Genomic DNA, 21,147 nt, shown 5'->3' with positions numbered 1-21,147 from the left:
TCTTGAATACCGGAGGGTATGCCGGCGTTCCTGCACGGCGCTGCTCGAAGTAGCGGCTCCAGGCCCTGGCGAGGTTGGTGAAGGGCTGCGCATGGGCGTCGCGGTGGACGGTGCGCAGCCAGGGCTGGCCGTTCTCGTCAAGCCAGGCCGGGTCCGCATACTTGATCCGGTTGAACTGCTTTTTGAGCGCCATCGCATTCGGCTTGCAGCCTGCGGCGGCCTGGCGCTGCCATTCGGCGAGCGCCCAGTTCCAGACCCGGCGCGCAGTCCCGGCCGCGCGCGCGAAATAGCCGCGTTGTTCAAGCGTGGAGTCAATCCTGATCCGGTGCGCCAGCAGCATCGTGACTCTCCAGCGCCGCGCGCAGCTGGCGGCGGTAGTTGCGCAGCCCGCACAGGCGGCTCGAGAAGCAGTGGACGATCGTCATCAGGTCCTGCACCATCTCCTGCTCGGGCGACAGGCGTTCCTGGTTCAGCACCAGCAGTTCGCAGCCGTGTAAGGCTGCGTGATGCGCGAGCTGGCTCTCGGTCCCTCACGCTCCCAGCGCTGCAGCGTCTTGACCGTGATTCCCAGCAGCTTCGCTGCGTGTCAGATTCCTAAAGTGCTTTCCATGATCATTATTCGACACTTGGGTGCACATTAAGTTCGACTAGGGTCTAGCTTCTGCTTGTTCAGTGTCGGAGGCGATCATACGGACAGCAGGCCGTCGATACAAGTCAGCGCATGGCCGCCGACGCGGATCGCCTCGTCCGAGATCGCGAGCCGGAGCACGCCGGCGCGCCCGACCATCTCACCCTGGGTGGCCAGCAGCTCGCTTCCAAAGGTTCCGAGCTGCCCCGTATGGCGCAGGTAGGCCGCCACGGCGCCGGTGCCGCTGCCGCACACCGGGTCCTCGTTGACGCCATGGGCCGGCGCAAAAGCGCGCACCTCGATGCCCGCCGGGCTGCCCGGATCGTGCGCGCCGAAGATGACGACGCCCGTGTGCCGCTCCTTGATGTCGTGCGCCTTCATGCGCTGCAGGTCCGGTTCGCAGGCCAGCACCGCGCGGGCGCCCGTCAGCTGGGCAATCACCCAGCGCGCACCGACGTCGACCAGGTAGGGAACGACGTTCACTTCCAGATCCGCGCCAAGGATGGCTTCCAGCTGGGCGGCCTGGGTGCCATCCAGCGCCGTCAGGCTGGGGGTGGGCAGCTCGAACGAGATCCAGGGCGTGCCCTGCCCTTCCTGCTCGACCGTCAGGGTCACCAGTCCGGCTGCGCATTGCTGCACCAGGACGCCGTTCCTGGCCTGGACGGTGCCCGCTTCCATCAATGCATGCGCGGTGCCGATCGTCGGATGGCCTGCGAACGGCAGCTCGCCGCCAGGCGTGAAGATGCGGACCTGGTAATCCGCCCCCTGCTGCGTCGGCGCCAGCACGAAGGTGGTTTCGGACAGGTTGGTCCAGCGGGCGATCTGCTGCATCTGTCCGGTCGAGAGGCTGGCGGCGTCCAGCACGACGGCGACCGGGTTACCCTTGAACGGGACGGTGGTGAAGACGTCGACGGTCTTGATCGGTAGGCGTGTCATGCTGGCTCCCGTGTTGGTGAAGGCTGACGATGAGTGTACGCCCATGGGCTGGAAAACAAAAAAGCGGACCGAAGTCCGCTTTCCTGTTGAGTCGCTTACGAATTAACGCTTGTCGATCCCCGGCACATCACGCACCGGCGAGCCGACGAACAGCTGGCGCGGACGACCGATCTTCTGTTCCGGATCGGCAATCATTTCGTTCCACTGGGCGATCCAGCCGATGGTACGGGCCATCGCGAAGATACCGGTGAACAGCGAGACCGGGATGCCCAGGGCCGACTGCACGATGCCCGAGTAGAAGTCGACGTTCGGGTACAGCTTGCGCGAGACGAAGTATTCGTCGTTCAGGGCGATCTTTTCCAGTTCCATCGCCAGCTTGAACAGCGGGTCGTCCTGCAGGCCCAGCTCGTTCAGCACTTCGTGGCAGGTCTCGCGCATCAGCTTGGCGCGCGGGTCGAAGTTCTTGTAGACGCGGTGACCGAAGCCCATCAGCTTCACGCCCGAGTTCTTGTCCTTGACCTTCTCAATGAAGGCCGGGATGTTCTCGACCGAGCCGATTTCCTTCAGCATGGTCAGTGCGGCTTCGTTGGCGCCGCCGTGCGCCGGGCCCCACAGGCAGGCGATACCGGCAGCGATACAGGCGAACGGGTTGGCGCCCGACGAACCGGCCAGGCGGACGGTCGAGGTCGATGCGTTCTGCTCGTGGTCGGCGTGCAGGATCAGGATGCGGTCCAGGGCGCGCACCAGCACGTCGTTGACCTTGTACTCTTCGCACGGGTTGGCGAACATCATGTGCATGAAGTTCGCGCTGTACGACAGGTCGTTGCGCGGGTACATGAACGGCTGGCCGACCGAGTACTTGTATGCCATCGCGACCAGGGTCGGCAGCTTGGCGATCAGGCGGATGGCCGAGATCTCGCGCTGCTTCGGATCGTTGATGTCGAGCGAGTCGTGGTAGAACGAAGCCAGCGCGCCGACGGTGCCGACCAGGACCGACATCGGGTGCGCGTCGCGGCGGAAGCCGCGGAAGAAGAAGTTCATCTGCTCGTGAATCATCGTGTGACGGGTCACGGTGTCGTCGAACTTGGCCTTCTGTTCGGCGTTCGGCAGTTCGCCGTTCAGCAGCAGGTAGCAGGTTTCCAGGAAGTCGCAGTTGACGGCCAGCTGCTCGATTGGGTAACCGCGGTACAGCAGTTCGCCCTTGTCACCGTCGATGTAGGTGATGCTCGAGTTGCACGAGGCAGTCGACATGAAGCCAGGGTCGTAGGTGAACTTGCCGGTCTGGCCGTACAGCTTGCGGATGTCGATGACGTCCGGGCCGATGGTGCCTTTGTAGATCGGCATGTCGACCGACGGGCTGCCGTCGGAGAACGACAGGGTGGCTTTGGTATCAGAGATATTCATGGCACTTCCTTCTTGTGGGAGTGGATCTAAAAACAATTACGAATTCTGGCTGTAGGTCTCGAACTACGCCTGCCGCAGGCGCGCCAGCAAGGCGTGCACGTGCGGCTGGTCGACCTCGCCTTCAGGCTCGGTCCGGCCCAGCAGCAGGTCCATCAGCGGGTTGTCCGCCAGGTCCAGCAAGCGGGTCAGCGCATCGACGTCCTCGTCGCTCAATTCTTCTTCATGCGCATCGAGGAAGCGCGTGAGGATCAAATCGTTCTCGAGCAGGCCGCGGCGGGAGCGCCAGCGCAGGCGGGCGCGGTTCGCGGGGTCGGATTGATGCGTTTTCACTTGAGTCCGTTGTTGGGTCAACATCATACTCCGCATGCCGGGATAAGGCAGTACGGTACTTTTACTGTATTTGCGGCATCTTTAACTGAACGATGCTGCGAATTATTGCTTGATGCCTGCAATGTACCGCGTGGGCGTTTGTAATTCCGGACATTGCCCGAAATTACCCCGCCCACCCTACAGGTATCGTGGATCTCGTAGGGTGGGCGGCTTGTCCGCCCATGCGGTACGCAGGTATGCGGGTCGAAACGCGCCTTAAATCGCGCGGCGGACCAGCAGTTCCTTGATCTTGCCGATCGCCTTGTTCGGATTCAGGCCCTTCGGGCACACGTCCGTGCAGTTCATGATCGAGTGGCAGCGGAACAGGCGGTACGGGTCTTCCAGGTTGTCCAGGCGCTCGTTGGTGGCTTCGTCGCGCGAGTCGGCGATGAAGCGGTAGGCCTGCAGCAGGCCGGCCGGGCCGACGAACTTGTCCGGGTTCCACCAGAACGACGGGCACGAGGTCGAGCAGCAGGCGCACAGGATGCACTCGTACAGGCCGTCGAGCTCTTCGCGCTCTTCCGGCGACTGCAGGCGCTCTTTCTCCGGCTTGATCGAGTCGTTGATCAGGTAGGGCTTGATCGAGTGGTACTGCTTGAAGAAGTTGGTCATGTCGACGATCAGGTCGCGCACCACCGGCAGGCCCGGCAGAGGACGCAGCACGATCGGCTGGGTCAGCTCGTTCAGGTTGGTGGTGCAGGCCAGGCCGTTCTTGCCGTTGATGTTCATCGCGTCCGAACCGCACACGCCTTCGCGGCAGGAGCGGCGCAGGGCCAGCGAGTCATCGACGTCGGACTTGATGCGCTGCAGGGCGTCGAGCAGCATCTTGTCGGTGTCTTTCAGCTCGACGGTGACGTCTTGCATGTAAGGCTTGGCATCCTTGTCAGGATCGTAGCGGTAGATCTTCAGTTGGACGGTGCGTGCCATGTTTTTACCTGTCTTATCGGGCCACGATCTAAAAACGCGGCCCTTCGAAAAATTAGAAAGTACGGGCCTTCGGCTTGAAGGTGTCGACGGTCAGCGGCTTCTGCACCACCGGCTTGTATTCCAGGCGGTTGCCTTCCGAGAAGAACAGGGTGTGCTTCATCCAGTTCTCGTCGTCGCGGTTCGGGAAGTCGCTGTGGGCGTGGGCGCCGCGCGATTCCGGACGCGCCGCTGCCGACACGATGGTCGCCTTGGCGGTCTCGATCAGGTTATCGAGCTCCAGCGCTTCCACGCGGGCGGTGTTGAACACCTTCGACTTGTCCTGGAACGAGACGTGCTTGCGGCGCTCATCCAGCTTCATGATTTCCTTGACGCCGGCATCCAGCAGTTCCTGGGTACGGAACACGCCGCAGTACTTCTGCATGGTGGCGCGGATGTCGTTGGCGACGTGCTGGACCTTCTCGCCGCCGGTCGAATTTTCCAGACGGTTGAGGCGGTCCAGGCCGAAGTCGGCGGCGTCCTTCGGCAGCGGCTTGTTGACCTTCTGCTTCAGGTTCGATGCCACCACGTGGTTGCCGGCTGCACGGCCGAACACCACCAGGTCGAGCAGCGAGTTGGTGCCGAGGCGGTTGGCGCCGTGGACCGAGACGCAGGCGCATTCGCCGATCGCGTACAGGCCGTTGACGATCTTCTGGCCGCCGGTGCCGTCAGGTGCGACGACCTGGCCGTGGATGTTGGTCGGGATGCCGCCCATCTGGTAGTGGATGGTCGGGACCACGGGAATCGGTTCCTTGGTGGCGTCGACGTTGGCGAACTTGTGGCCGATTTCCAGGATCGACGGCAGGCGCTTCTCGATGGTGTCCTTGCCGATGTGGCGCAGGTCCAGCAGCACGTGGTCCTTGTTCGGACCGCAGCCGCGGCCTTCCTTGATCTCCTGGTCCATCGAACGCGAGACGAAGTCGCGCGGCGCCAGGTCCTTCAGGGTCGGCGCGTAGCGCTCCATGAAGCGTTCGCCGTTCGAGTTGATCAGGATACCGCCCTCGCCGCGCACGCCCTCGGTGATGAGGACGCCCGCGCCGGACACGCCGGTCGGGTGGAACTGCCAGAACTCCATGTCCTGCAGCGGCAGGCCGGCGCGTGCCGCCATGCCCATGCCGTCGCCGGTGTTGATGAAGGCGTTGGTCGATGCGGCGAAGATGCGGCCTGCGCCGCCGGTGGCGAAGATGGTGGTCTTCGCTTCCAGGATCATCACGTCGCCGGTTTCCATTTCCAGGGCCAGCACGCCGAGCACGTCGCCGTCGGCGTCGCGGATCAGATCGAGGGCCATCCACTCGACGAAGAAGTGGGTGCGGGCGCGGACGTTACGCTGGTACAGGGTGTGCAGCAGCGCGTGGCCGGTACGGTCGGCCGCGGCGCAGGCGCGCTGGACCGGCTTCTCGCCGAAATTCGCGGTGTGGCCGCCGAACGGACGCTGGTAGATGGTGCCGTCCGGGTTGCGGTCGAAAGGCATGCCGAAGTGTTCGAGTTCGTACACGACCTTCGGGGCTTCGCGGCACATGAATTCGATTGCATCCTGGTCGCCCAGGTAATCGCCACCCTTGACGGTGTCGAACATGTGCCAGTACCAGTCGTCTTCGCTCATGTTGCCCAGCGAAGCACCGATGCCGCCCTGGGCAGCCACGGTGTGCGAACGGGTCGGGAACACTTTCGACAGCACCGCGACGTTCAGGCCGGCTTCGGCCAGTTGCAGCGATGCGCGCATGCCGGAACCACCGGCGCCAACGATGACCGCGTCAAAGCGGCGGGTAGGGATTGCAGTTTTGATTGCTGCCACGATTACACACTCCAGAGAATTTGCACGGTCCAGGCGGCGCAGGCGAGCAGCCAGAAGATCGTCGCCAGCATCAGGAACAGACGCAGGCCTGCCGATTTGATGTAGTCCATCCAGATGTCACGGATGCCGACCCAGGCGTGGTAGAACAGGCCCAGGAAGGTCACCAGCGCGAATAGCTTGAACCACTGGCGGGCGAACAGGCCGGCCCAGCCTTCATACGTGAAATTCTGGCCGGTCAGGAAGGAGACCAGCAGGACGACCGTGAACACGGCCATGACGATGGCGGTGACGCGCTGCGCCAGCCAGTCCTTGACGCCGTAGTGGGCGCCGACAACGAGGCGGCGCGGTCCGATATTATTCTTGTTTGCCATGATTAAAACACTCCGAACAGTTTCAGGGCGACCAGCGCGGTCAGCACCAGGCTGATGATCAGCACCCAGCGCGCGGTCTTCTGTGCAGCATCCTTGTCCAGGGCCAGGTGGTTATCCATGAACAGGTGGCGCACGCCGGCGACGAAGTGGTGCAGGTAAGCCCAGGACAGGCCCAGAATGATGATTTTCGCGAACGGATTGCTCACGACGCCACGGAAGTGCTCGAACGAGATTTCCGACATCAGGCTTTCCTGCAGCAGGTACAGCAGGAACGGCAGGAACAGGAACAGACCGGCGCCGCTGACGCGGTGCAGGATCGACACGATGGCCGATGGCGGCATGCGATATTTACCTGTGATATCACCAATGCCAACGTTGCGGAACTCCGGCCGCCCTTTTTTTGCAGCTTCTCTCACGGCTTCGGACATGAAACACCTCCCTCTATGACGACAGTTTTTTAATGAACCCTTCATTTTCGCCGATTTTGTGACGGGGCACCAAGCATCCAGGGGTGGATAACCGGGGCATCCCTGCGGCGAACCGGGCACTGTTCGTCGCGTACGCAAAACCAACTTATTTTAATCGCTAGAAGCGATCGCTGCAGAGGGCCGCTTGGTCCGCCACAGTTGGCGCCGATTCTTAGGCGCCCCCACGGTCATCTCTTATGACAACTCGTTCTGGTAATGGTGGCGGGCCGTGGAATAAATTCCGCGCCGCAACTCCACCGGCTTGTCTCCGTAACTGAACGACACCCGGTCCGCGCACAGCAGCGGCGTGCCTTCCGGCACTTTCAGGTGCTCCGCGGCGGCCGCATCCGCCGCCACCGCGCGGATCTTCTCGGTCGCCCGGATCATGCGAGTGCCGAATTCGGACTCGAACAGTCCGTACATCGGCCCCTTGTACTCCATCAGGCGCTCCGCCGTCAGGCCCTTGAACAGCTGGCCCGGCAACCACAGCTCTTCCAGGATGGTCGGCACCCCGTCGAAGGACTGCACGCGCTTGATGTAGACCACGGCGTCGCCCGACTTCAGCTCGAGCAGGCGCGCGACCTCGGCCGTGGCGCGGATGCGCAGCACGGCGATGAAGCGGCTCTCGGGATGGTGGGGAACGCCCTCGTCGGGCATCAGGCGCAGGAAGCGGAAGTGGGCGCGCTCCTCGGCATGGGTGGCGACAAAGGTGCCCTTGCCCTGGCGGCGCACCACCAGGTTCTCGGCCGCCAGCTCGTCGATGGCCTTGCGCACCGTGCCCTGGCTGACCTTGAAGCGCCCCGCCAGCTCGACTTCGCTCGGCATCAACTCGCCCGGCTTCCACTCGCCCGACTGCAAACTTTGCGTGATCAGGGCCTTGATCTGCTGGTACAGCGGGCGGAACGACGGCGATGCGTCACTGCCTGGCGCATCGCTGCTGTTGGACTGGAGGGGATTCATAGACCACGATTTCACCACAAAACACCCCCCTACGTCCAGTATATGACTCGCAAGACATGTGTCTTATATAAGACATATGATATGAATTGACAGATAGAACAGTCGAGGCATAAACTCGTGGCCGGCCTGGACCTCCGCGCCTGCCTTCGACCATGCGCGCGATATCCTATTGACACGGTGCGCTTTTGGTATCATTGCAGTTTCCCCAAATTCGCACCCTCGGCTCGACCGTTTTCATTCCCTTTTTGGAGATTCATCATGGCTAAAACCCCAATGCGCGTCGCCGTTACCGGCGCGGCCGGCCAGATCGGCTATTCCCTGCTGTTCCGCATCGCCAACGGCGACATGCTGGGCAAGGACCAGCCGGTCATCCTGCAGCTGCTCGAGATCGACAACGAGAAGGCACAGAAGGCGCTCAAGGGCGTCATGATGGAAATCGACGACTGCGCATTCCCGCTGCTGGCCGGCATGACCGCCCACGCCGATCCGATGACCGCCTTCAAGGACGCCGACGTGGCCCTGCTGGTCGGCGCCCGCCCGCGCGGCCCGGGCATGGAGCGCAAGGACCTGCTGGAAGCCAACGCCCAGATCTTCACCGTGCAGGGCAAGGCCCTGGACGCCGTCGCTTCGCGCGACGTGAAAGTGCTGGTGGTCGGCAACCCGGCCAACACCAACGCCTACATCGCCATGAAGTCGGCCCCGAACCTGCCGGCCAAGAACTTCACCGCCATGCTGCGCCTGGACCACAACCGCGCCCTGTCGCAGGTTGCCGCCAAGCTGAACAAGCCGGTCGGCTCGATCGAGAAGATGGTCGTGTGGGGCAACCACTCGCCGACCATGTACGCCGACTACCGTTTCGCCACCGCTGACGGCGCATCGGTCAAGGAAGCGATCAACGACGACGTCTGGAACCGCGACACCTTCCTGCCGACCGTCGGCAAGCGCGGCGCCGCCATCATCGACGCCCGCGGCGCATCGTCAGCTGCTTCGGCCGCCAACGCAGCGATCGACCACGTGCGCGACTGGGTGCTGGGCACCAACGGCAAGTGGACCACCATGGGCATCCCGTCGGACGGTTCGTACGGCATCCCGGAAGGCACCATGTTCGGCTTCCCGGTTACCACCGAAAACGGCGAATACACCATCGTCCAGGGCCTGGACATCGACGCCTTCTCGCAGGAACGCATCAACCTGACGCTGAAAGAGCTCGAAGAAGAGAAAGCCGGCGTCGCTCACCTGCTCGCCTAAGCAAGAAAAACGGCGTGGCCATCCGGCCGCGCCAACCGTGCCATGCCGGCCCGCCGGCATGGCCGAATCGTTTCAAGACATACCATGCATCCTTCCGAGGTTTTATTCCAGGGCAAACGCCAGCCGCTCCTCCTCCCCGCCTGCGATCACTACGCCGGCTCGGAGAAGCTGATGCGCAAATCGATGGCCCTGCAACAAGAGCTTGGGCCGGTCTTCGACATCACCTTCGACTGCGAAGATGGCGCCGTCGCGGGTAGCGAAGCGGCGCACGCCACGCTGGTGGCGAGCCTCGTCAACAGCAGCGACAACCGTTTCAACCGCATCGGCGTGCGCCTGCACGACACCGGCAGCGCACACTTCGCCAACGACGTCGCCACCATCGTCGGCAGCGCGGCCGAGCGCCTCGCCTACGTGGTGCTGCCCAAGGTCGAAAGCGCCGACGAGGTGATCCGCGCCATCGACCTGATCAACGAACATGCCGTCAAGGCCGGCCGCAACGATCTTCCCGTGCACGTGCTGATCGAGACCCATTGCGCCCTGCGCGAAGCCTACGACATCGCCGCCCTGCCCCAGGTCGAGTGCCTGTCCTTCGGCATCATGGATTTCGTCTCGGCCCACTACGGCGCAGTGCCGGCCAGCGCCATGCGCACGCCCGGCCAGTTCACGCACCCGCTGGTGGTGCGCGCCAAGCTGGAAATGGTGGCGGCCTGCCATGCGCACGGCAAGGTGGCCTCGCACAATGTCACCACCGATATCAAGGACAGCGCGGTGGTCGCCAACGACGCCCAGCGCGCCGGCGCCGAATTCGGCTTCACCCGGATGTGGAGCATCCATCCGGACCAGATCAAGCCGATCCTGAAGGCTTTCACCCCGCGCCTGTCGGAAGTGAACGAAGCCACCAATATCTTGACCGAGGCCATGGCGGCGCAATGGGGGCCGATCGCGCAACACGGCCGCTTGCACGACCGCGCGAGCTACCGATATTATTGGACCGTGTTGCAGCGCGCAAAACTGGCTGGCCTGGCGTTGCCGGAAGCCGCTGCGGCAATCGTCAACCTCACGGATTCCAACTAATGGCCACCCTCCTCTCCCGCATCCTTGCCGCCGGCGCATTCGCGTTCGCGGCCGCCGGCATCTGCACCAGCGCAGCCGCCGCCCCCGAAAAACACCCGAAGGCCGAAAAGGTCCTGAAGGCCAAGGCGAAGGCCAAGCCGGCGTCGAAGGCTAAAAAAGCCGCCGTCGCCGCTGGAGCAGCCGGCGCTGCTGCCGCTGCCGCCGCCCCGGTCTATGGCGCCGATGTCATCGACGAACCGGACATCACCGACACGGTCGTTACCGACTATGCTTGCGAGCTCGGCAACAAGATCACGATCTACACGAACGCGACGGACAATGCGCACATCGCCCTGCGCTGGAAGAAGCGCCTGCACCGCCTGAGCCGCGTGGGCACCACCACCGGCGCGCAGCGCTTCGAGAACCCGCACTGGGGCCTGATCTGGATCGGCATCCCGGCCAAGGGCATGCTGCTGGACTCGAAGCTGAACCGCCAGCTGGCCAACGAATGCAAGAACGCCGAGCAGGCGGCCCCGGTGGTCGCGGCGCTGCCTGCCGAAAAGAATGGCTGATCCGCGGCTGAACCCCGTCGGATCACCTGTATAGCAGTACCGGAATAACAACATATCCCCACTGAAGGAGAGATTATGTCTCGCAACACCCTGAACACGCTGAAGGAATTCCCGGTCGGCGCCGGCCAGAACGGCCAGTACTACTCGCTGCCGGCACTGGGCGAAGCCCTCGGTGTGAACCTGTCGCGCCTGCCGGTGTCGATCCGTATCGTCCTCGAGTCCGTCCTGCGTAACTGCGACGGCAAGAAGGTCACCGAAGAGCACATCAAGCAGCTGGCCAACTGGGGCCCGACCGCCGAGCGCACCGAAGAGATCCCCTTCGTCGTGGCCCGCGTCGTGCTGCAGGACTTCACCGGCGTGCCGCTGCTGGCCGACCTGGCCGCGATGCGCAACGTCGCCGCCAAGACCGGCGCCGATCCGAAGAAGATCGAGCCGCTGGTGCCGGTCGACCTGGTGGTCGACCACTCGGTCACCATCGACCACTTCCGTGAGCCGGGCGCGCTGGACCTGAACATGAAGCTGGAATTCCAGCGCAACAACGAGCGCTACCAGTTCATGAAGTGGGGCATGCAGGCCTTCGACACCTTCGGCGTCGTGCCGCCGGGCTTCGGCATCGTCCACCAGGTCAACCTGGAATACCTGGCGCGCGGCGTCATGAAGCAAGGCGACGTGTTCTACCCGGACACCCTGGTGGGCACCGACTCGCACACCACCATGATCAACGGCGTCGGCGTGGTCGGCTGGGGCGTGGGCGGCATCGAAGCCGAGGCAGGCATGCTGGGCCAGCCGGTCTACTTCCTGACCCCGGACGTCATCGGCGTCAACCTGACCGGCAAGCTGCGCGAAGGCTGCACCGCGACCGACCTGGTGCTGACCATCACCGAACTGCTGCGTAAAGAAAAAGTCGTCGGCAAGTTCGTCGAGTTCTTCGGCGCCGGCACCCGCTCGCTGTCGACCACCGACCGCGCCACCATCGCCAACATGGCCCCGGAATACGGCGCGACCATGGGCTTCTTCCCGGTGGACGAAGCGACTGTCGACTACTTCCGCGGCACCGGCCGTACCGAAGAAGAACTGGCTGCATTCGAAGGCTACTTCAAGGCCCAGGGCATGTTCGGCATCCCGCAAGCCGGCGAGATCGACTACACCCGCGTGCTGGAACTCGACCTGTCGACCGTCACCCCGTCGCTGGCCGGCCCGAAGCGCCCGCAAGACCGTATCGAACTGGGTCACGTGAAAAACACCTTCACCGAACTGTTCAGCAAGCCGACCACCCAGAACGGCTTCAACAAGTCGCCGGACGAGCTGCACAAGGTCTACGAGACCACCAACGGCGTGCGCGTGAAGAACGGCGACGTCCTGATCGCCGCGATCACCTCGTGCACCAACACCTCGAACCCGAGCGTGCTGCTGGCTGCCGGCCTGCTGGCCAAGAAGGCGGTCGAGCGCGGCCTGACCGTGGCGCCGCACATCAAGTCCTCGCTGGCTCCTGGCTCGCGCGTGGTCACCGAGTACCTGACCGCCGCCGGCCTGCTGCCTTACCTGGACAAGCTGGGCTTCGGCGTGACCGCCTACGGCTGCACCACCTGCATCGGTAACGCCGGCGACCTGACCCCGGAACTGAACGCCGCGATCGTCGAGAACGACATCGTCGCCTCGGCCGTCCTGTCGGGCAACCGCAACTTCGAAGCACGTATCCACCCGAACATCCGTTCGAACTTCCTGGCCTCGCCGCCGCTGGTCGTCGCCTACGCGATCGCCGGCAACATGACCCGCGACCTGATGAGCGAGCCGCTGGGCAAGGACCAGAACGGCGTCGACGTCTACCTGGGCGACGTGTGGCCGACTTCGCAGGAAGTGGGCGAACTGATGCGCTTCGCGATGAACTCGGACGTCTTCCGCAAGAACTACGCCGACGTGAAGGGCAACCCGGGCGAACTGTGGCAGCGCGTGTCGTCGACCGAAGGCCAGGTCTACAACTGGCCTGAGTCGACTTACATCGCCGAGCCGCCGTTCTTCAGCGACTTCGAGATGACCCCGAAGGCAGCCGCCACCGGCATCCAGGGCGCGCGCGCACTGGGCGTGTTCGGCGACTCGATCACCACCGACCACATCTCCCCGGCCGGTTCGATCAAGGAAGACGGCCCGGCAGGCAAGTGGCTGAAGGACCATGGCGTCCTGAAGGCCGACTTCAACTCCTACGGCTCGCGCCGCGGCAACCACGAGATCATGATGCGCGGCACCTTCGCCAACGTGCGTATCAAGAACAAGATGATCCCGCCGAAGGCGGACGGTTCGGCGGTCGAAGGCGGCATCACCATCCACCAGCCGTCGGGCGAACAGCTGTCGATCTACGACGCAGCGATGAAGTACATCGCCGAAGGCACCCCGACCATGATCTTCGGCGGCGAAGAGTACGGCACCGGCTCGTCGCGCGACTGGGCAGCCAAGGGCACCCAGCTGCTGGGCGTGAAGGCCGTGATCTGCCGTTCGTTCGAGCGTATCCACCGCTCGAACCTGGTGGGCATGGGCGTGCTGCCGCTGCAGTTCATCGGCAACGACAGCGTCGAGTCGCTGGGCATCACCGGCAAGGAAACCTACGACCTGAAGGGCCTGGAAGGCGAGATCAAGCCGCAACAACTGGCGACCCTGGTGATCCACCGCGAAGGCGGCGAATCGCAGGAAGTCCAAGTGCTGCTGCGTATCGACACCCCGATCGAAGTCGACTACTACAAGCATGGCGGCATCCTGCCGTTCGTGCTGCGCCAGCTGCTGGCTGCGTAATTGACGGGCCCGCGCCAGCGGGCTGCTGACAAAAAAAGGCCGGAGCCCGCACGGGTTCCGGCCTTTTGTCCGTCAAAAGCGGTTCACGTTTACAATGCTGAACCGATTTTTTTTGCAGTCAATATGCCGAACCCCATCGTTTTTCATTCGAGCAAGGCTTTCCCCGGCAAGATCGCCACTGTCGCCCTCTTCGTCTTGTGCTTCCTGTGTGCGAGCGCGCGCGCGCAGCCGCAGCCGGTGCGCGTCGGCCTCGATGCCGAATTCGGACTGGACAACAGCACCTCGGCCCAGGCCGTCGAGCTGGGCATGCGCACCGCCATCGCCGAGATCAACCGGGCCGGCGGCGTATTGAAAGGCAGGCCGATCGAGCTGGTCACCAAGGATCACCGCTCGATCCCGGCGCGCGGCATCCGCAATATCGAGGAATTCGCCCGCATGCCGGACCTGGTCGCCGTGTTCGGCGGCCGCTTCAGTCCCGTCATCATCGAAGAACTGCCGACCCTGAAAGCGACCAAGACCCTGTTCATGGCGACATGGTCCTCGGCCGACGGGATCATCGACAACGGCATGAAGCCGAATTACGTCTACCGCCTGTCGCTGCGCGACAGCCTGGCCATGCCCAAGCTGCTGCAGACAGCCCACAAGCGCGGCTTGCGCAAGGTCGGGCTGCTGCTGACCAACACCTCCTGGGGACGGAGCAACCTGGCTGCCGCCGAAAAGTTTGCCGAAGCAAACAAGGACATCAAGATCGTGCAGACCGCCTGGTACAACTGGCGCGACCAGACCCTGGTGGCCAAGTACAACGCCCTGCGCAGCGCCGGCGCCCAGGTGGTGGTGCTGGTCGCCAACGACGACGAGGCGGCCGTGCTGGTGCGCGAAGTGGCCGCGCTGCCCAAGGCCGAACGCGTGCCGATCCTGAGCCACTGGGGCGTCACCGGGGGCGAGTTCGTGCGGCAGGCGGGACCTGCCCTGAACCACGTCGACTTTTCCGTTATCCAGACCTTCTCCTTCTTCAAGGCCGACCCGAAGCAGCTCGAGCGCTTCATGCGCAACGCCGCCACCGTCTCGAAGGTGCGCAGGATCGAGGACATCCAGGGGCCGGTGGGCGTGGCCCACGCCTACGACCTGATGCACATCCTGGCCAAGGCGATCGACCAGGCCGGCAGTACCGACAGGAAGGCCGTGCGCGACGCCCTGGAAAAGCTGCGCCCCTATCGCGGCCTGGTGAAGAACTATGCCCCGCCGTTCACCCCGACCCGCCATGAGGCGCTGAGCGCGCGCGAACTCCTCATCGCACGCTACCGTGCGGACGGCGTGATCGTGCCGACCGACGACTGATGATGGCGCTGTGGTCGACGTCCCGCACTGCGAGCCTGACGCAGCGTTTTGCCTTCGCCTCCGCGATTCTGGCCGGCGTGGCCGTGCTGATGGTGGCGGCGGCCTCGTTCTGGCTGGTCAATCGCCAGCATGATGCCGCGGTCGCGCTGCTGCAACAGCGCGAAGCGGCGTTCAACGCAAGAAGCGTCGGCAATACCCTCAGGACCCTGGTCACCCGCATGGGCGAAGTGGCGGACAGCCCCATCCTGGCGACCGGCCTGGTCGACAGCGCGGGCAAGGAAACCTACCTGGCGCCCTTCCTCGGCGGCCTGCGCCAGATCGCGGGCATACCGATCCAGGTCATGTTCACCGATTTCGAAGGCAAGATGGTGGCCGGCAATGGCCTCGAGCGCTTCGACCAGGAGCAGCTGGCCTGGCTGCGCGACCGCATCGACCGCGGCATCGACCAGGCGGCCATTTTCGTGCAGCCGCAAGGCGCGGAGCTGGTCGGCGTCAGCCTGCTGCGCTATTCGCGCACCAATACCCCCGAGGGCGCCCTGGTCTACAAGGTCCGGATGCAGGACCTGCACCCGAACCCTTCGTCGACCTTGACCTGGAAGGGCCAGGCCGCGGCGGCGCCGACGGAGCACATCCTGGAGGTGCCGGTGACGGTGCCGGCCCAGCTTGCTCACCTGGGCCTGAAGCTGCGCGTGGACGCCTCCGGGCTCGACGACATTCTGGAGGAGTCCTCGTCCCAGTACGGCCTGATCGGCTCAATCGCCGCGCTGATCGCCCTCGGGGTGTTCCTGCTGGGCTCGCGCCTGTCCCTCGGCCTGACCCAGGACCTGCGCAAGCTCGAGCGCTTTGCCGGCAGGTTCGGCGAAGAAGGCATTACCGAGCACCGCGCCGAACTGGCGGGCAGCAGCGAAACGGTCACCCTGGCGCGCTCGATCAACCAGATGCTCGACCGCCTCCATGAACAGCAGGAGCACCTGCAACAGGAGCATCGGCGCAAGGACGAGTTCCTGGCCATGCTGGCGCACGAACTGCGCAATCCGCTCGCGCCGATCAGCAGCGCCGCCCAGCTCCTGCGCATGCTGTTCGCGGGCGAACCCCGGGTCAGGCAGGCGAGCGAAGTCATCTCCCGCCAGGTGACCCACATGACCCACCTGGTCGACGACCTGCTGGACGTGTCGCGCGTCACGCGTGGCCTGGCCACGATCGACCAGACCGTGGTGGAGCTCGGCGACGTGCTGCGCGAAGCGGTCGAGCAGGTCACACCGGTGATCAACGCCCGCGGGCACCGCCTGACGCTGGACGGTTCACCCGACCCGCTGCTGGTCTGCGGCGACCGCACCCGCCTGATCCAGGTCGCGGCCAACCTGCTCAGCAACGCCGCCAAATACACGCCCGAGGGTGGCCAGTTGCGCGTCTCGCTGCGCCGGCACGAGGGGAGCGCGGTCCTCGAGGTGCAGGACAACGGGATCGGCATCGGGCCGGAGCTGCTGCCGGTCGTGTTCGACCTGTTCACCCAGGGCCAGCGCACGCCCGACCGTGCGCAGGGCGGGCTCGGCCTCGGCCTGGCGCTGGTGAAGAAGCTGGTCGAGCTGCACGGCGGCGCGGTCGAGGCCCGCAGCGGCGGCGCCGACCAGGGCAGCACCTTCATCGTTCGCCTGCCGCTGCTGCCGGCCGCTCAAGGCACCGCCAGCGCGACCGCCACCGCGATTGCGGCAGGCTCGGCCACCGGGCAGTCGCGCCGCATCCTGGTGGTGGACGACAACGTCGACGCCGCCAACACCCTCGCCCTGCTGCTCCAGAGCGCCGGGCACGTGGTCACGGCCGAGCATTCGGCGCGGGCGGGACTGGCGGCGGCCGGGAACGAGGACTTTGACGTCATCCTGCTCGATATCGGCTTGCCGGACATGAGCGGGCACGAGTTGGCCCAGGCACTGCGGCGGCAAGCGCGCAGCGCCGGCGCCCTGCTTGTCGCCGTCAGCGGCTACGGCCAGGAGCAGGATCGCCGCATGTCGCTGCAGGCCGGCTTCGCTGCCCACCTGGTCAAGCCCGTCGTTGCGGAAGAACTGCTCGCGACCATCGCCGGCGCCAGGGGGAGGCCGACGGCGCACCCATCGTCGAAGTAAAAGGTATCGCCCCATCGCCCCGTAAGGACTGCCAGGCAAAGCCTGAGCGGTGCGCGAGGCAATGGCAAGGGAATCGTACTAGCCTGTCGCCGTCATGAACCACCGGGAGAGTCCCATGAACGAGCGAAAGCTGATTGGCGTGAGCTTCTGCATCACGTATGTCGTGTTGACCGCCGCCTGCTTTGCCCTTGTGCGGTTTGGCGTCGTCACGAACTGCTACGCGCAGGCGTATGTCCTCGAGCTTCCGATCTGGATCCAGCTCGCCATCGCGAAAGCGATCGGCCTGTACCCTGTGCTGCAAGAGCTGAGCGCACTGACGCATTGGGGCGTCCCCTACGCGATCGTGTATGTCGGCTCGCTCTACCCCCTGTATCGGCTCGGCTGCTGGGTCGCGCGCATCGACGAAGAAGCACTGGCAAGCGAAGAAGCCTCACGTCCGCGCCCCCATCCAGAGCTTGAGAAGAACTGCGAGCGGCGCGCTGAAGAAATTTATTGAAACAAGCGTTCTGTACGTCCACGCACCGAGGGAATGGGCGAGCAGGAGGATGATGGCTTATCGGGAAAGCAGACAGCACGCAGGTCTGCCCCCTCATTCCAAGCGGAGGCCAACATGCTCTATACCATTGCAATCATCCTTCTCGTTCTGTGGGTGCTCGGCATGGTTACTTCGGTAGCCGGCGGACTGGTTCACCTTCTTCTCGTCGCCGCCGCCGTCATCATCCTGATTCGCCTGTTCACCGGCAGAAAAGTGCTCTGACGGGTGACATCGTAAGATGACTAAGCGCCTAACAAAACCCCGAGGGCAAGGCGCATCGTCGAAGGCAGTACGCTAGTACGGCGAGACGATGCAACGCAGCCATCGGGGGAATTGTTAGGCGCGCTAAGCCGGAATCCGCTGGGGTTCCGGCCATCCCTACATCTCCGCCCACATCCTGAGCAGGTTGTGATAGTGCCCCGTGATGCCGACGACGGCCTCGGTCTCGCCATGCGCCGCCCGCAGCTTCTGGATGTTGGTGTCCAGCTCGAACAGCATGGCCCGCTTCGCATCGTCGCGCACCATGCTCTGGGTCCAGAGGAAGGACGCCACCCGCTCCCCGCGCGTCACCGGCAGCACCTGGTGCACGCTCCCTGACGGATACACGATGGCGTCGCCCGCCGGCAGCTTCACTTCGTGCGTGCCGTAGGCATCGACCACCACCAGCTCGCCGCCCTCGTAATCGTCCGGGTCGCTCAGGAACACCGTGGTCGACACGTCCGCGCGCAGCGGCGGCAAGCCGCCGCGCTGGGGCCGGATCGCCCCGTCCACGTGCAGGCCGTAGTGCTCTCCCCCGCCGTAGGCGTTGAAGTAAGGCGCCAGGATCCGCAAGGGCAGCACGCTTGAAAAGAACAGCGGATTGTTCATGAGCGCCTGGCTCACCGCCTGCCCCAGCTCCACCGCCAAGGGCGAGCCTTCCTTGAGCTGGCGGTTGCGCTTGACCTGGGCGCCTTGCGGGCCAACGCTTTCCCGTCCGTCCACCCATTCCGGCGCCCCGTGCAAGCGGGCGCGGATGGCGGCGACCTGTTCGCGCTGGAGCACGCCCGGGATGTGGAGCATCATGGTTCGAATCCTCGTTGAAAGAAAAAAGCCCTCCCGATCATATCAGGAGGGCGAAGTCCGGTTGCCCGGCGGGGGTGGTACTCGGTATCAGAACTTGAGGTTGGCCGTCAGGGTGGCCGAGCGGCCCGGGCCCACGCCGGCGTAGTGCGGCGACGAGACGCGGTCGAAGTACAGCTTGTCCGTCAGGTTCTGGATGTTCAGCTGGAAGGATACGTTCGGGTTCAGCACGTAGGTCGCCATCGCGTCGAAGCGGGTATAGCTCGGCGAATACTTGGTGTTGTTGACGTTGGCGAACTGGCGGTCCACGAAGTTGGCGCCGCCGCCGATCGTCAGGACGCGGCTCACCGCATAGGTGGTCCACAGCGAGGCGCTGTGCTTCGGCGTGGTCGGGAAGGCGTTGCCGTTGAACGGCGACGGGGTCCAGACCGGGTTCGCGGTCGTGCCGGTGTTGGCGAAGCCGTTGTCGGCAACGATGCCGTCCAGGTAGGTGTAGCCGCCGAACACGGTCCAGGCGTTGGTGATGCGGCCCGACAGGCCGAACTCGACGCCCTTCATCTCCTTGCGGCCCACGTTCTGGCTGGTGCCGTCCGGTGCGGTGACGCGGGCATTGTCCATGTCGTTCTTGAACACCGCGGCGCTCACCGACAGGCGGCCGCCCGGCAGCACTTCCCACTTGGTGCCCAGCTCGATGCTGCGGCTGGTCTGCGGCTGCAGGTTCTGGACCGCCACGCTCAGGGCATCGAGGCCGTCGCCGCCGTCATTGCCCGGCGGGGTGGCCGAGGTCGCCCACGACAGGTAGATGCTGCCGTTCGCCTTCGGCTTGTATACCAGGCCGGCCTGGTAGGTATCGAAGCTCGATTCGACGCGGGCACGGGTGGCCGCGCCGCCGGCGGCAGCGGGCGAGGTATGGAGGGAGCTCGAGAAGTCGTCCCAGCGCGCGCCCAGGTTCAGCAGCCACTGCGGGCTGAACTCGATGGTGTCGAAGCCGTACACGGCGCGGGTGCGGGTCACGACGTCGGTCCTGGCCGGCGACACGCTGCGGGTGGTCAGCCACGGGTCGTACGGGTTTGGGTTGACCAGGGTGGTGCAGTTGTACAGGGTGGCGGCGCCTGCGGTCGGGCAGTTGAAGTTGCCAGTGAGCGGGTTGTTGGTGCCCGGGGTGAACACGTAAGTGCCGCGGTCGGTGTTCTCGCGCGAGAACTCGACGCCAACGTTGAAGCTGTGCTTGATACCGGCGGTGGCGAAGTTGCCTGTCAGGCTGGTCGCGTTGGCCAGGGTGCGGGTGTCGACCAGGCGGGTGTTGGCGCGGCGCCAGACGGTGCCGTAGCGGACGGTGTTGCCCTTCGAGTCGTCCGGCTGGGTGTAGACGTAGTCCTGGCCGGTCTTGCCCCAGCGGGTGACGTTGCGGATCGCGAGGTTCGGGCTGAACTCGTGGCGCAGGTCGACGGTGGCGACGTCGGTCTCGGTGTCGCGGAAGTCGCGGTTCTTCAGGCCGTAGAAGGCTTCGCGATCGACCGTGAACGGAGTGCCGCCGCCGTTCCTGGCGACGTCCGGGCCGCTGGTGACCGGGTTGTTGAACGGGATGCCGGTATCCGGAATCTCGCTGCTCTGCATGTGGTAGTAGCTCAGGATCGCGCGGGTCGGGCCGTTCAGGCCGAAGGTGACGGTGGGCGCAATGCCCCAGCGCTCGCCTCCCACGACGTCGCGGCCGGCGACGTCGTTATTGTGGACCATGGCGTTCAGGCGAAAGCCCGTGTTCTCGCCGATGACGCGGTTGATGTCGGCGGTGGCGCGGCCGTACTTGTCGCTGCCCAGGCCCACGGTGGCGTTGCTGAAGTTGCTGTCCTTGGCGGTCTTGGTGACGATGTTGATGCCGCCGCCGGCCGAGGAACGGCCGCCGAGCGCCGAGTTCGGGCCCTTGACCACTTCGACCTGCTCGATCGCGAAGATCTCGCGCGACTGCGAGCCGGAATCGCGCACGCCGTCGATATAGGTGTCGGTCTGGGCGTTGTAGCCGCGGATGAACAGGTTGTCGCCCACCGGGTTGCCGCCTTCGGAGGCGCCGATGGTGATGCCCGGGACGGTGCGCAGCGCGTCGGTGAGCGACACGGCGCCGGTCTGCGAAATGGTTTCCGAGGTCACGACGGTGACCGACTTCGGGGTGTCGAGCAGCGGCGCGGTGAACTTGTCCGAGCTCGATTTTGCCGGGCCCTGCACGGCGCGGTCGTGGCCGCCGGTCACCAGGACCTTCGGCAGGGTGGCGTCCGCCGCCAGTTCCGGCGCAGCCTCAGGGCTGGCGTGCACGGCCAGCGGCATGGCCAGCGTGGCGAGCACGGCCAGGGCCGGAGCCGACATGGCGGGAGCGGAAGGACGGGATTGTTTCTTGCTCTTGATGAAGGTGTTGCTTGCCTGCGAAGTGATCGTGGTCATGTTATTTTTTGGTCAAGGAAGGCACCAGGCCTTAAAGCAAACGTTAATGAGAACGATTCGCATTATCCTTTCCATTTGAGATTTTTGCAAGCAGCGCGTTTCCTTTCCCGAA

At 64.6% G+C, this 21,147-nt stretch carries 19 protein-coding genes and 1 pseudogene; 8 read left to right on the top strand and 12 right to left on the bottom strand.

Annotated features, from left to right (window positions below; all coding sequences use genetic code 11):
* The 10 genes and pseudogenes from FG94_RS02545 to FG94_RS02505 all read right to left on the bottom strand — a co-directional run.
* Window positions 1-340: helix-turn-helix domain-containing protein (locus FG94_RS02545; RefSeq protein WP_036206628.1), on the bottom strand; the 340-nt coding region annotated here is incomplete at its 3' end.
* A pseudogene (locus tag FG94_RS27795) lies at window positions 312-494 on the bottom strand (IS607 family transposase); the annotation flags it as partial. The pseudogene FG94_RS27795 and the gene FG94_RS02545, both read right to left, overlap by 29 nt.
* 191 nt (window positions 495-685) lie before the next feature.
* Window positions 686-1,564, bottom strand: a complete 879-nt coding sequence (locus tag FG94_RS02540) for a PhzF family phenazine biosynthesis protein (RefSeq protein WP_036206656.1) — start codon at window positions 1,562-1,564, stop codon at window positions 686-688.
* Between the two features lie 102 nt (window positions 1,565-1,666).
* Entirely contained in the window at window positions 1,667-2,968 is a 1,302-nt protein-coding gene (gltA, locus tag FG94_RS02535) for a citrate synthase (protein WP_027866797.1), read from the bottom strand.
* A 63-nt stretch (window positions 2,969-3,031) separates the two neighbouring features.
* Window positions 3,032-3,334 (bottom strand): succinate dehydrogenase assembly factor 2, encoded by a 303-nt coding sequence (locus tag FG94_RS02530; protein WP_370661422.1) that lies wholly within the window; start codon window positions 3,332-3,334, stop codon window positions 3,032-3,034.
* 219 nt (window positions 3,335-3,553) lie between these two features.
* Window positions 3,554-4,264 carry a succinate dehydrogenase iron-sulfur subunit gene (locus FG94_RS02525; protein WP_036206624.1) on the bottom strand — a complete coding sequence of 237 codons (711 nt, stop codon included), beginning with the start codon at window positions 4,262-4,264 and terminating at the stop codon, window positions 3,554-3,556.
* A gap of 52 nt (window positions 4,265-4,316) precedes the next feature.
* Entirely contained in the window at window positions 4,317-6,095 is a 1,779-nt protein-coding gene (gene sdhA, locus FG94_RS02520; protein WP_036206622.1) for a succinate dehydrogenase flavoprotein subunit, read from the bottom strand.
* Window positions 6,096-6,097: 2 nt separating this feature from the next.
* Window positions 6,098-6,466 carry a succinate dehydrogenase, hydrophobic membrane anchor protein gene (gene sdhD, locus FG94_RS02515; protein ID WP_036206619.1) on the bottom strand — a complete coding sequence of 123 codons (369 nt, stop codon included), beginning with the start codon at window positions 6,464-6,466 and terminating at the stop codon, window positions 6,098-6,100.
* Between the two features lie 2 nt (window positions 6,467-6,468).
* Window positions 6,469-6,882: a succinate dehydrogenase, cytochrome b556 subunit gene (gene sdhC / locus FG94_RS02510; protein WP_027866792.1), complete on the bottom strand. Its 414-nt coding sequence runs from the start codon at window positions 6,880-6,882 to the stop codon at window positions 6,469-6,471.
* 246 nt (window positions 6,883-7,128) lie between these two features.
* Window positions 7,129-7,893, bottom strand: a complete 765-nt coding sequence (locus tag FG94_RS02505; RefSeq protein ID WP_036206616.1) for a GntR family transcriptional regulator — start codon at window positions 7,891-7,893, stop codon at window positions 7,129-7,131.
* Between the two features lie 258 nt (window positions 7,894-8,151).
* On the opposite strand from FG94_RS02505, the gene FG94_RS02500 reads away from it, so the two are divergent.
* The 8 genes from FG94_RS02500 to FG94_RS27050 all read left to right on the top strand — a co-directional run bounded on the left by FG94_RS02500 (window position 8,152) and on the right by FG94_RS27050 (window position 17,765).
* Window positions 8,152-9,141 (top strand): malate dehydrogenase, encoded by a 990-nt coding sequence (locus tag FG94_RS02500; RefSeq protein WP_036206613.1) that lies wholly within the window; start codon window positions 8,152-8,154, stop codon window positions 9,139-9,141.
* An 84-nt stretch (window positions 9,142-9,225) separates the two neighbouring features.
* Window positions 9,226-10,215 (top strand): CoA ester lyase, encoded by a 990-nt coding sequence (locus FG94_RS02495; protein WP_036206610.1) that lies wholly within the window; start codon window positions 9,226-9,228, stop codon window positions 10,213-10,215.
* Window positions 10,215-10,766: a hypothetical protein gene (locus FG94_RS02490; protein ID WP_036206607.1), complete on the top strand. Its 552-nt coding sequence runs from the start codon at window positions 10,215-10,217 to the stop codon at window positions 10,764-10,766. The genes FG94_RS02495 and FG94_RS02490 overlap by 1 nt, the downstream gene beginning before the upstream one ends.
* Window positions 10,767-10,841: 75 nt before the next feature.
* A complete protein-coding gene (acnA, locus tag FG94_RS02485; protein ID WP_036206604.1) occupies window positions 10,842-13,550 on the top strand; it encodes an aconitate hydratase AcnA in 2,709 nt (902 codons plus the stop codon).
* A gap of 123 nt (window positions 13,551-13,673) precedes the next feature.
* Window positions 13,674-14,888 carry an ABC transporter substrate-binding protein gene (locus tag FG94_RS02480; protein WP_200879934.1) on the top strand — a complete coding sequence of 405 codons (1,215 nt, stop codon included), beginning with the start codon at window positions 13,674-13,676 and terminating at the stop codon, window positions 14,886-14,888.
* Window positions 14,888-17,008, top strand: a complete 2,121-nt coding sequence (locus tag FG94_RS25760) for an ATP-binding protein (RefSeq protein ID WP_051996044.1) — start codon at window positions 14,888-14,890, stop codon at window positions 17,006-17,008. Before FG94_RS02480 ends, FG94_RS25760 begins: the two co-directional genes overlap by 1 nt.
* Window positions 17,009-17,123: 115 nt before the next feature.
* Window positions 17,124-17,504 (top strand): hypothetical protein, encoded by a 381-nt coding sequence (locus FG94_RS02470; RefSeq protein ID WP_152570816.1) that lies wholly within the window; start codon window positions 17,124-17,126, stop codon window positions 17,502-17,504.
* A gap of 114 nt (window positions 17,505-17,618) precedes the next feature.
* Entirely contained in the window at window positions 17,619-17,765 is a 147-nt protein-coding gene (locus FG94_RS27050; protein WP_152570815.1) for a lmo0937 family membrane protein, read from the top strand.
* 156 nt (window positions 17,766-17,921) lie between these two features.
* Here FG94_RS27050 and FG94_RS02460 read toward each other — a convergent pair whose 3' ends face one another.
* Both FG94_RS02460 and FG94_RS02455 read right to left on the bottom strand, forming a co-directional pair.
* Window positions 17,922-18,605 carry a Fe2+-dependent dioxygenase gene (locus tag FG94_RS02460; RefSeq protein ID WP_036206595.1) on the bottom strand — a complete coding sequence of 228 codons (684 nt, stop codon included), beginning with the start codon at window positions 18,603-18,605 and terminating at the stop codon, window positions 17,922-17,924.
* Between the two features lie 87 nt (window positions 18,606-18,692).
* Complete coding sequence (locus FG94_RS02455; protein WP_036206593.1) at window positions 18,693-21,035, bottom strand: TonB-dependent siderophore receptor; 2,343 nt, start codon at window positions 21,033-21,035, stop codon at window positions 18,693-18,695.
* Window positions 21,036-21,147 lie beyond the last annotated feature (112 nt).

This window comes from Massilia sp. LC238 (genome assembly GCF_000735635.1).
Classification (GTDB): Bacteria; Pseudomonadota; Gammaproteobacteria; order Burkholderiales; family Burkholderiaceae_D; genus Telluria; species Telluria varians.
Note: the sequence above shows the minus strand (reverse complement) of the source record. Positions and strands in the feature narration are given on the sequence as shown.

Coding starts and splice junctions, on each gene's coding strand:
- FG94_RS27050 (WP_152570815.1), top strand. CDS start 17,619: ATGCTCTATACCATTGCAATCATCCTTCTCGTTCTGTGGGTGCTCGGC.
- FG94_RS02525 (WP_036206624.1), bottom strand. CDS start 4,264: ATGGCACGCACCGTCCAACTGAAGATCTACCGCTACGATCCTGACAAG.
- FG94_RS02505 (WP_036206616.1), bottom strand. CDS start 7,893: ATGAATCCCCTCCAGTCCAACAGCAGCGATGCGCCAGGCAGTGACGCA.
- FG94_RS02530 (WP_370661422.1), bottom strand. CDS start 3,334: ATGCGGAGTATGATGTTGACCCAACAACGGACTCAAGTGAAAACGCAT.
- FG94_RS02500 (WP_036206613.1), top strand. CDS start 8,152: ATGGCTAAAACCCCAATGCGCGTCGCCGTTACCGGCGCGGCCGGCCAG.
- FG94_RS02490 (WP_036206607.1), top strand. CDS start 10,215: ATGGCCACCCTCCTCTCCCGCATCCTTGCCGCCGGCGCATTCGCGTTC.
- FG94_RS02540 (WP_036206656.1), bottom strand. CDS start 1,564: ATGACACGCCTACCGATCAAGACCGTCGACGTCTTCACCACCGTCCCG.
- FG94_RS02495 (WP_036206610.1), top strand. CDS start 9,226: ATGCATCCTTCCGAGGTTTTATTCCAGGGCAAACGCCAGCCGCTCCTC.
- acnA (WP_036206604.1), top strand. CDS start 10,842: ATGTCTCGCAACACCCTGAACACGCTGAAGGAATTCCCGGTCGGCGCC.
- sdhD (WP_036206619.1), bottom strand. CDS start 6,466: ATGGCAAACAAGAATAATATCGGACCGCGCCGCCTCGTTGTCGGCGCC.
- FG94_RS02455 (WP_036206593.1), bottom strand. CDS start 21,035: ATGACCACGATCACTTCGCAGGCAAGCAACACCTTCATCAAGAGCAAG.
- FG94_RS02460 (WP_036206595.1), bottom strand. CDS start 18,605: ATGATGCTCCACATCCCGGGCGTGCTCCAGCGCGAACAGGTCGCCGCC.
- FG94_RS02480 (WP_200879934.1), top strand. CDS start 13,674: ATGCCGAACCCCATCGTTTTTCATTCGAGCAAGGCTTTCCCCGGCAAG.
- FG94_RS25760 (WP_051996044.1), top strand. CDS start 14,888: ATGATGGCGCTGTGGTCGACGTCCCGCACTGCGAGCCTGACGCAGCGT.
- gltA (WP_027866797.1), bottom strand. CDS start 2,968: ATGAATATCTCTGATACCAAAGCCACCCTGTCGTTCTCCGACGGCAGC.
- FG94_RS02470 (WP_152570816.1), top strand. CDS start 17,124: ATGAACGAGCGAAAGCTGATTGGCGTGAGCTTCTGCATCACGTATGTC.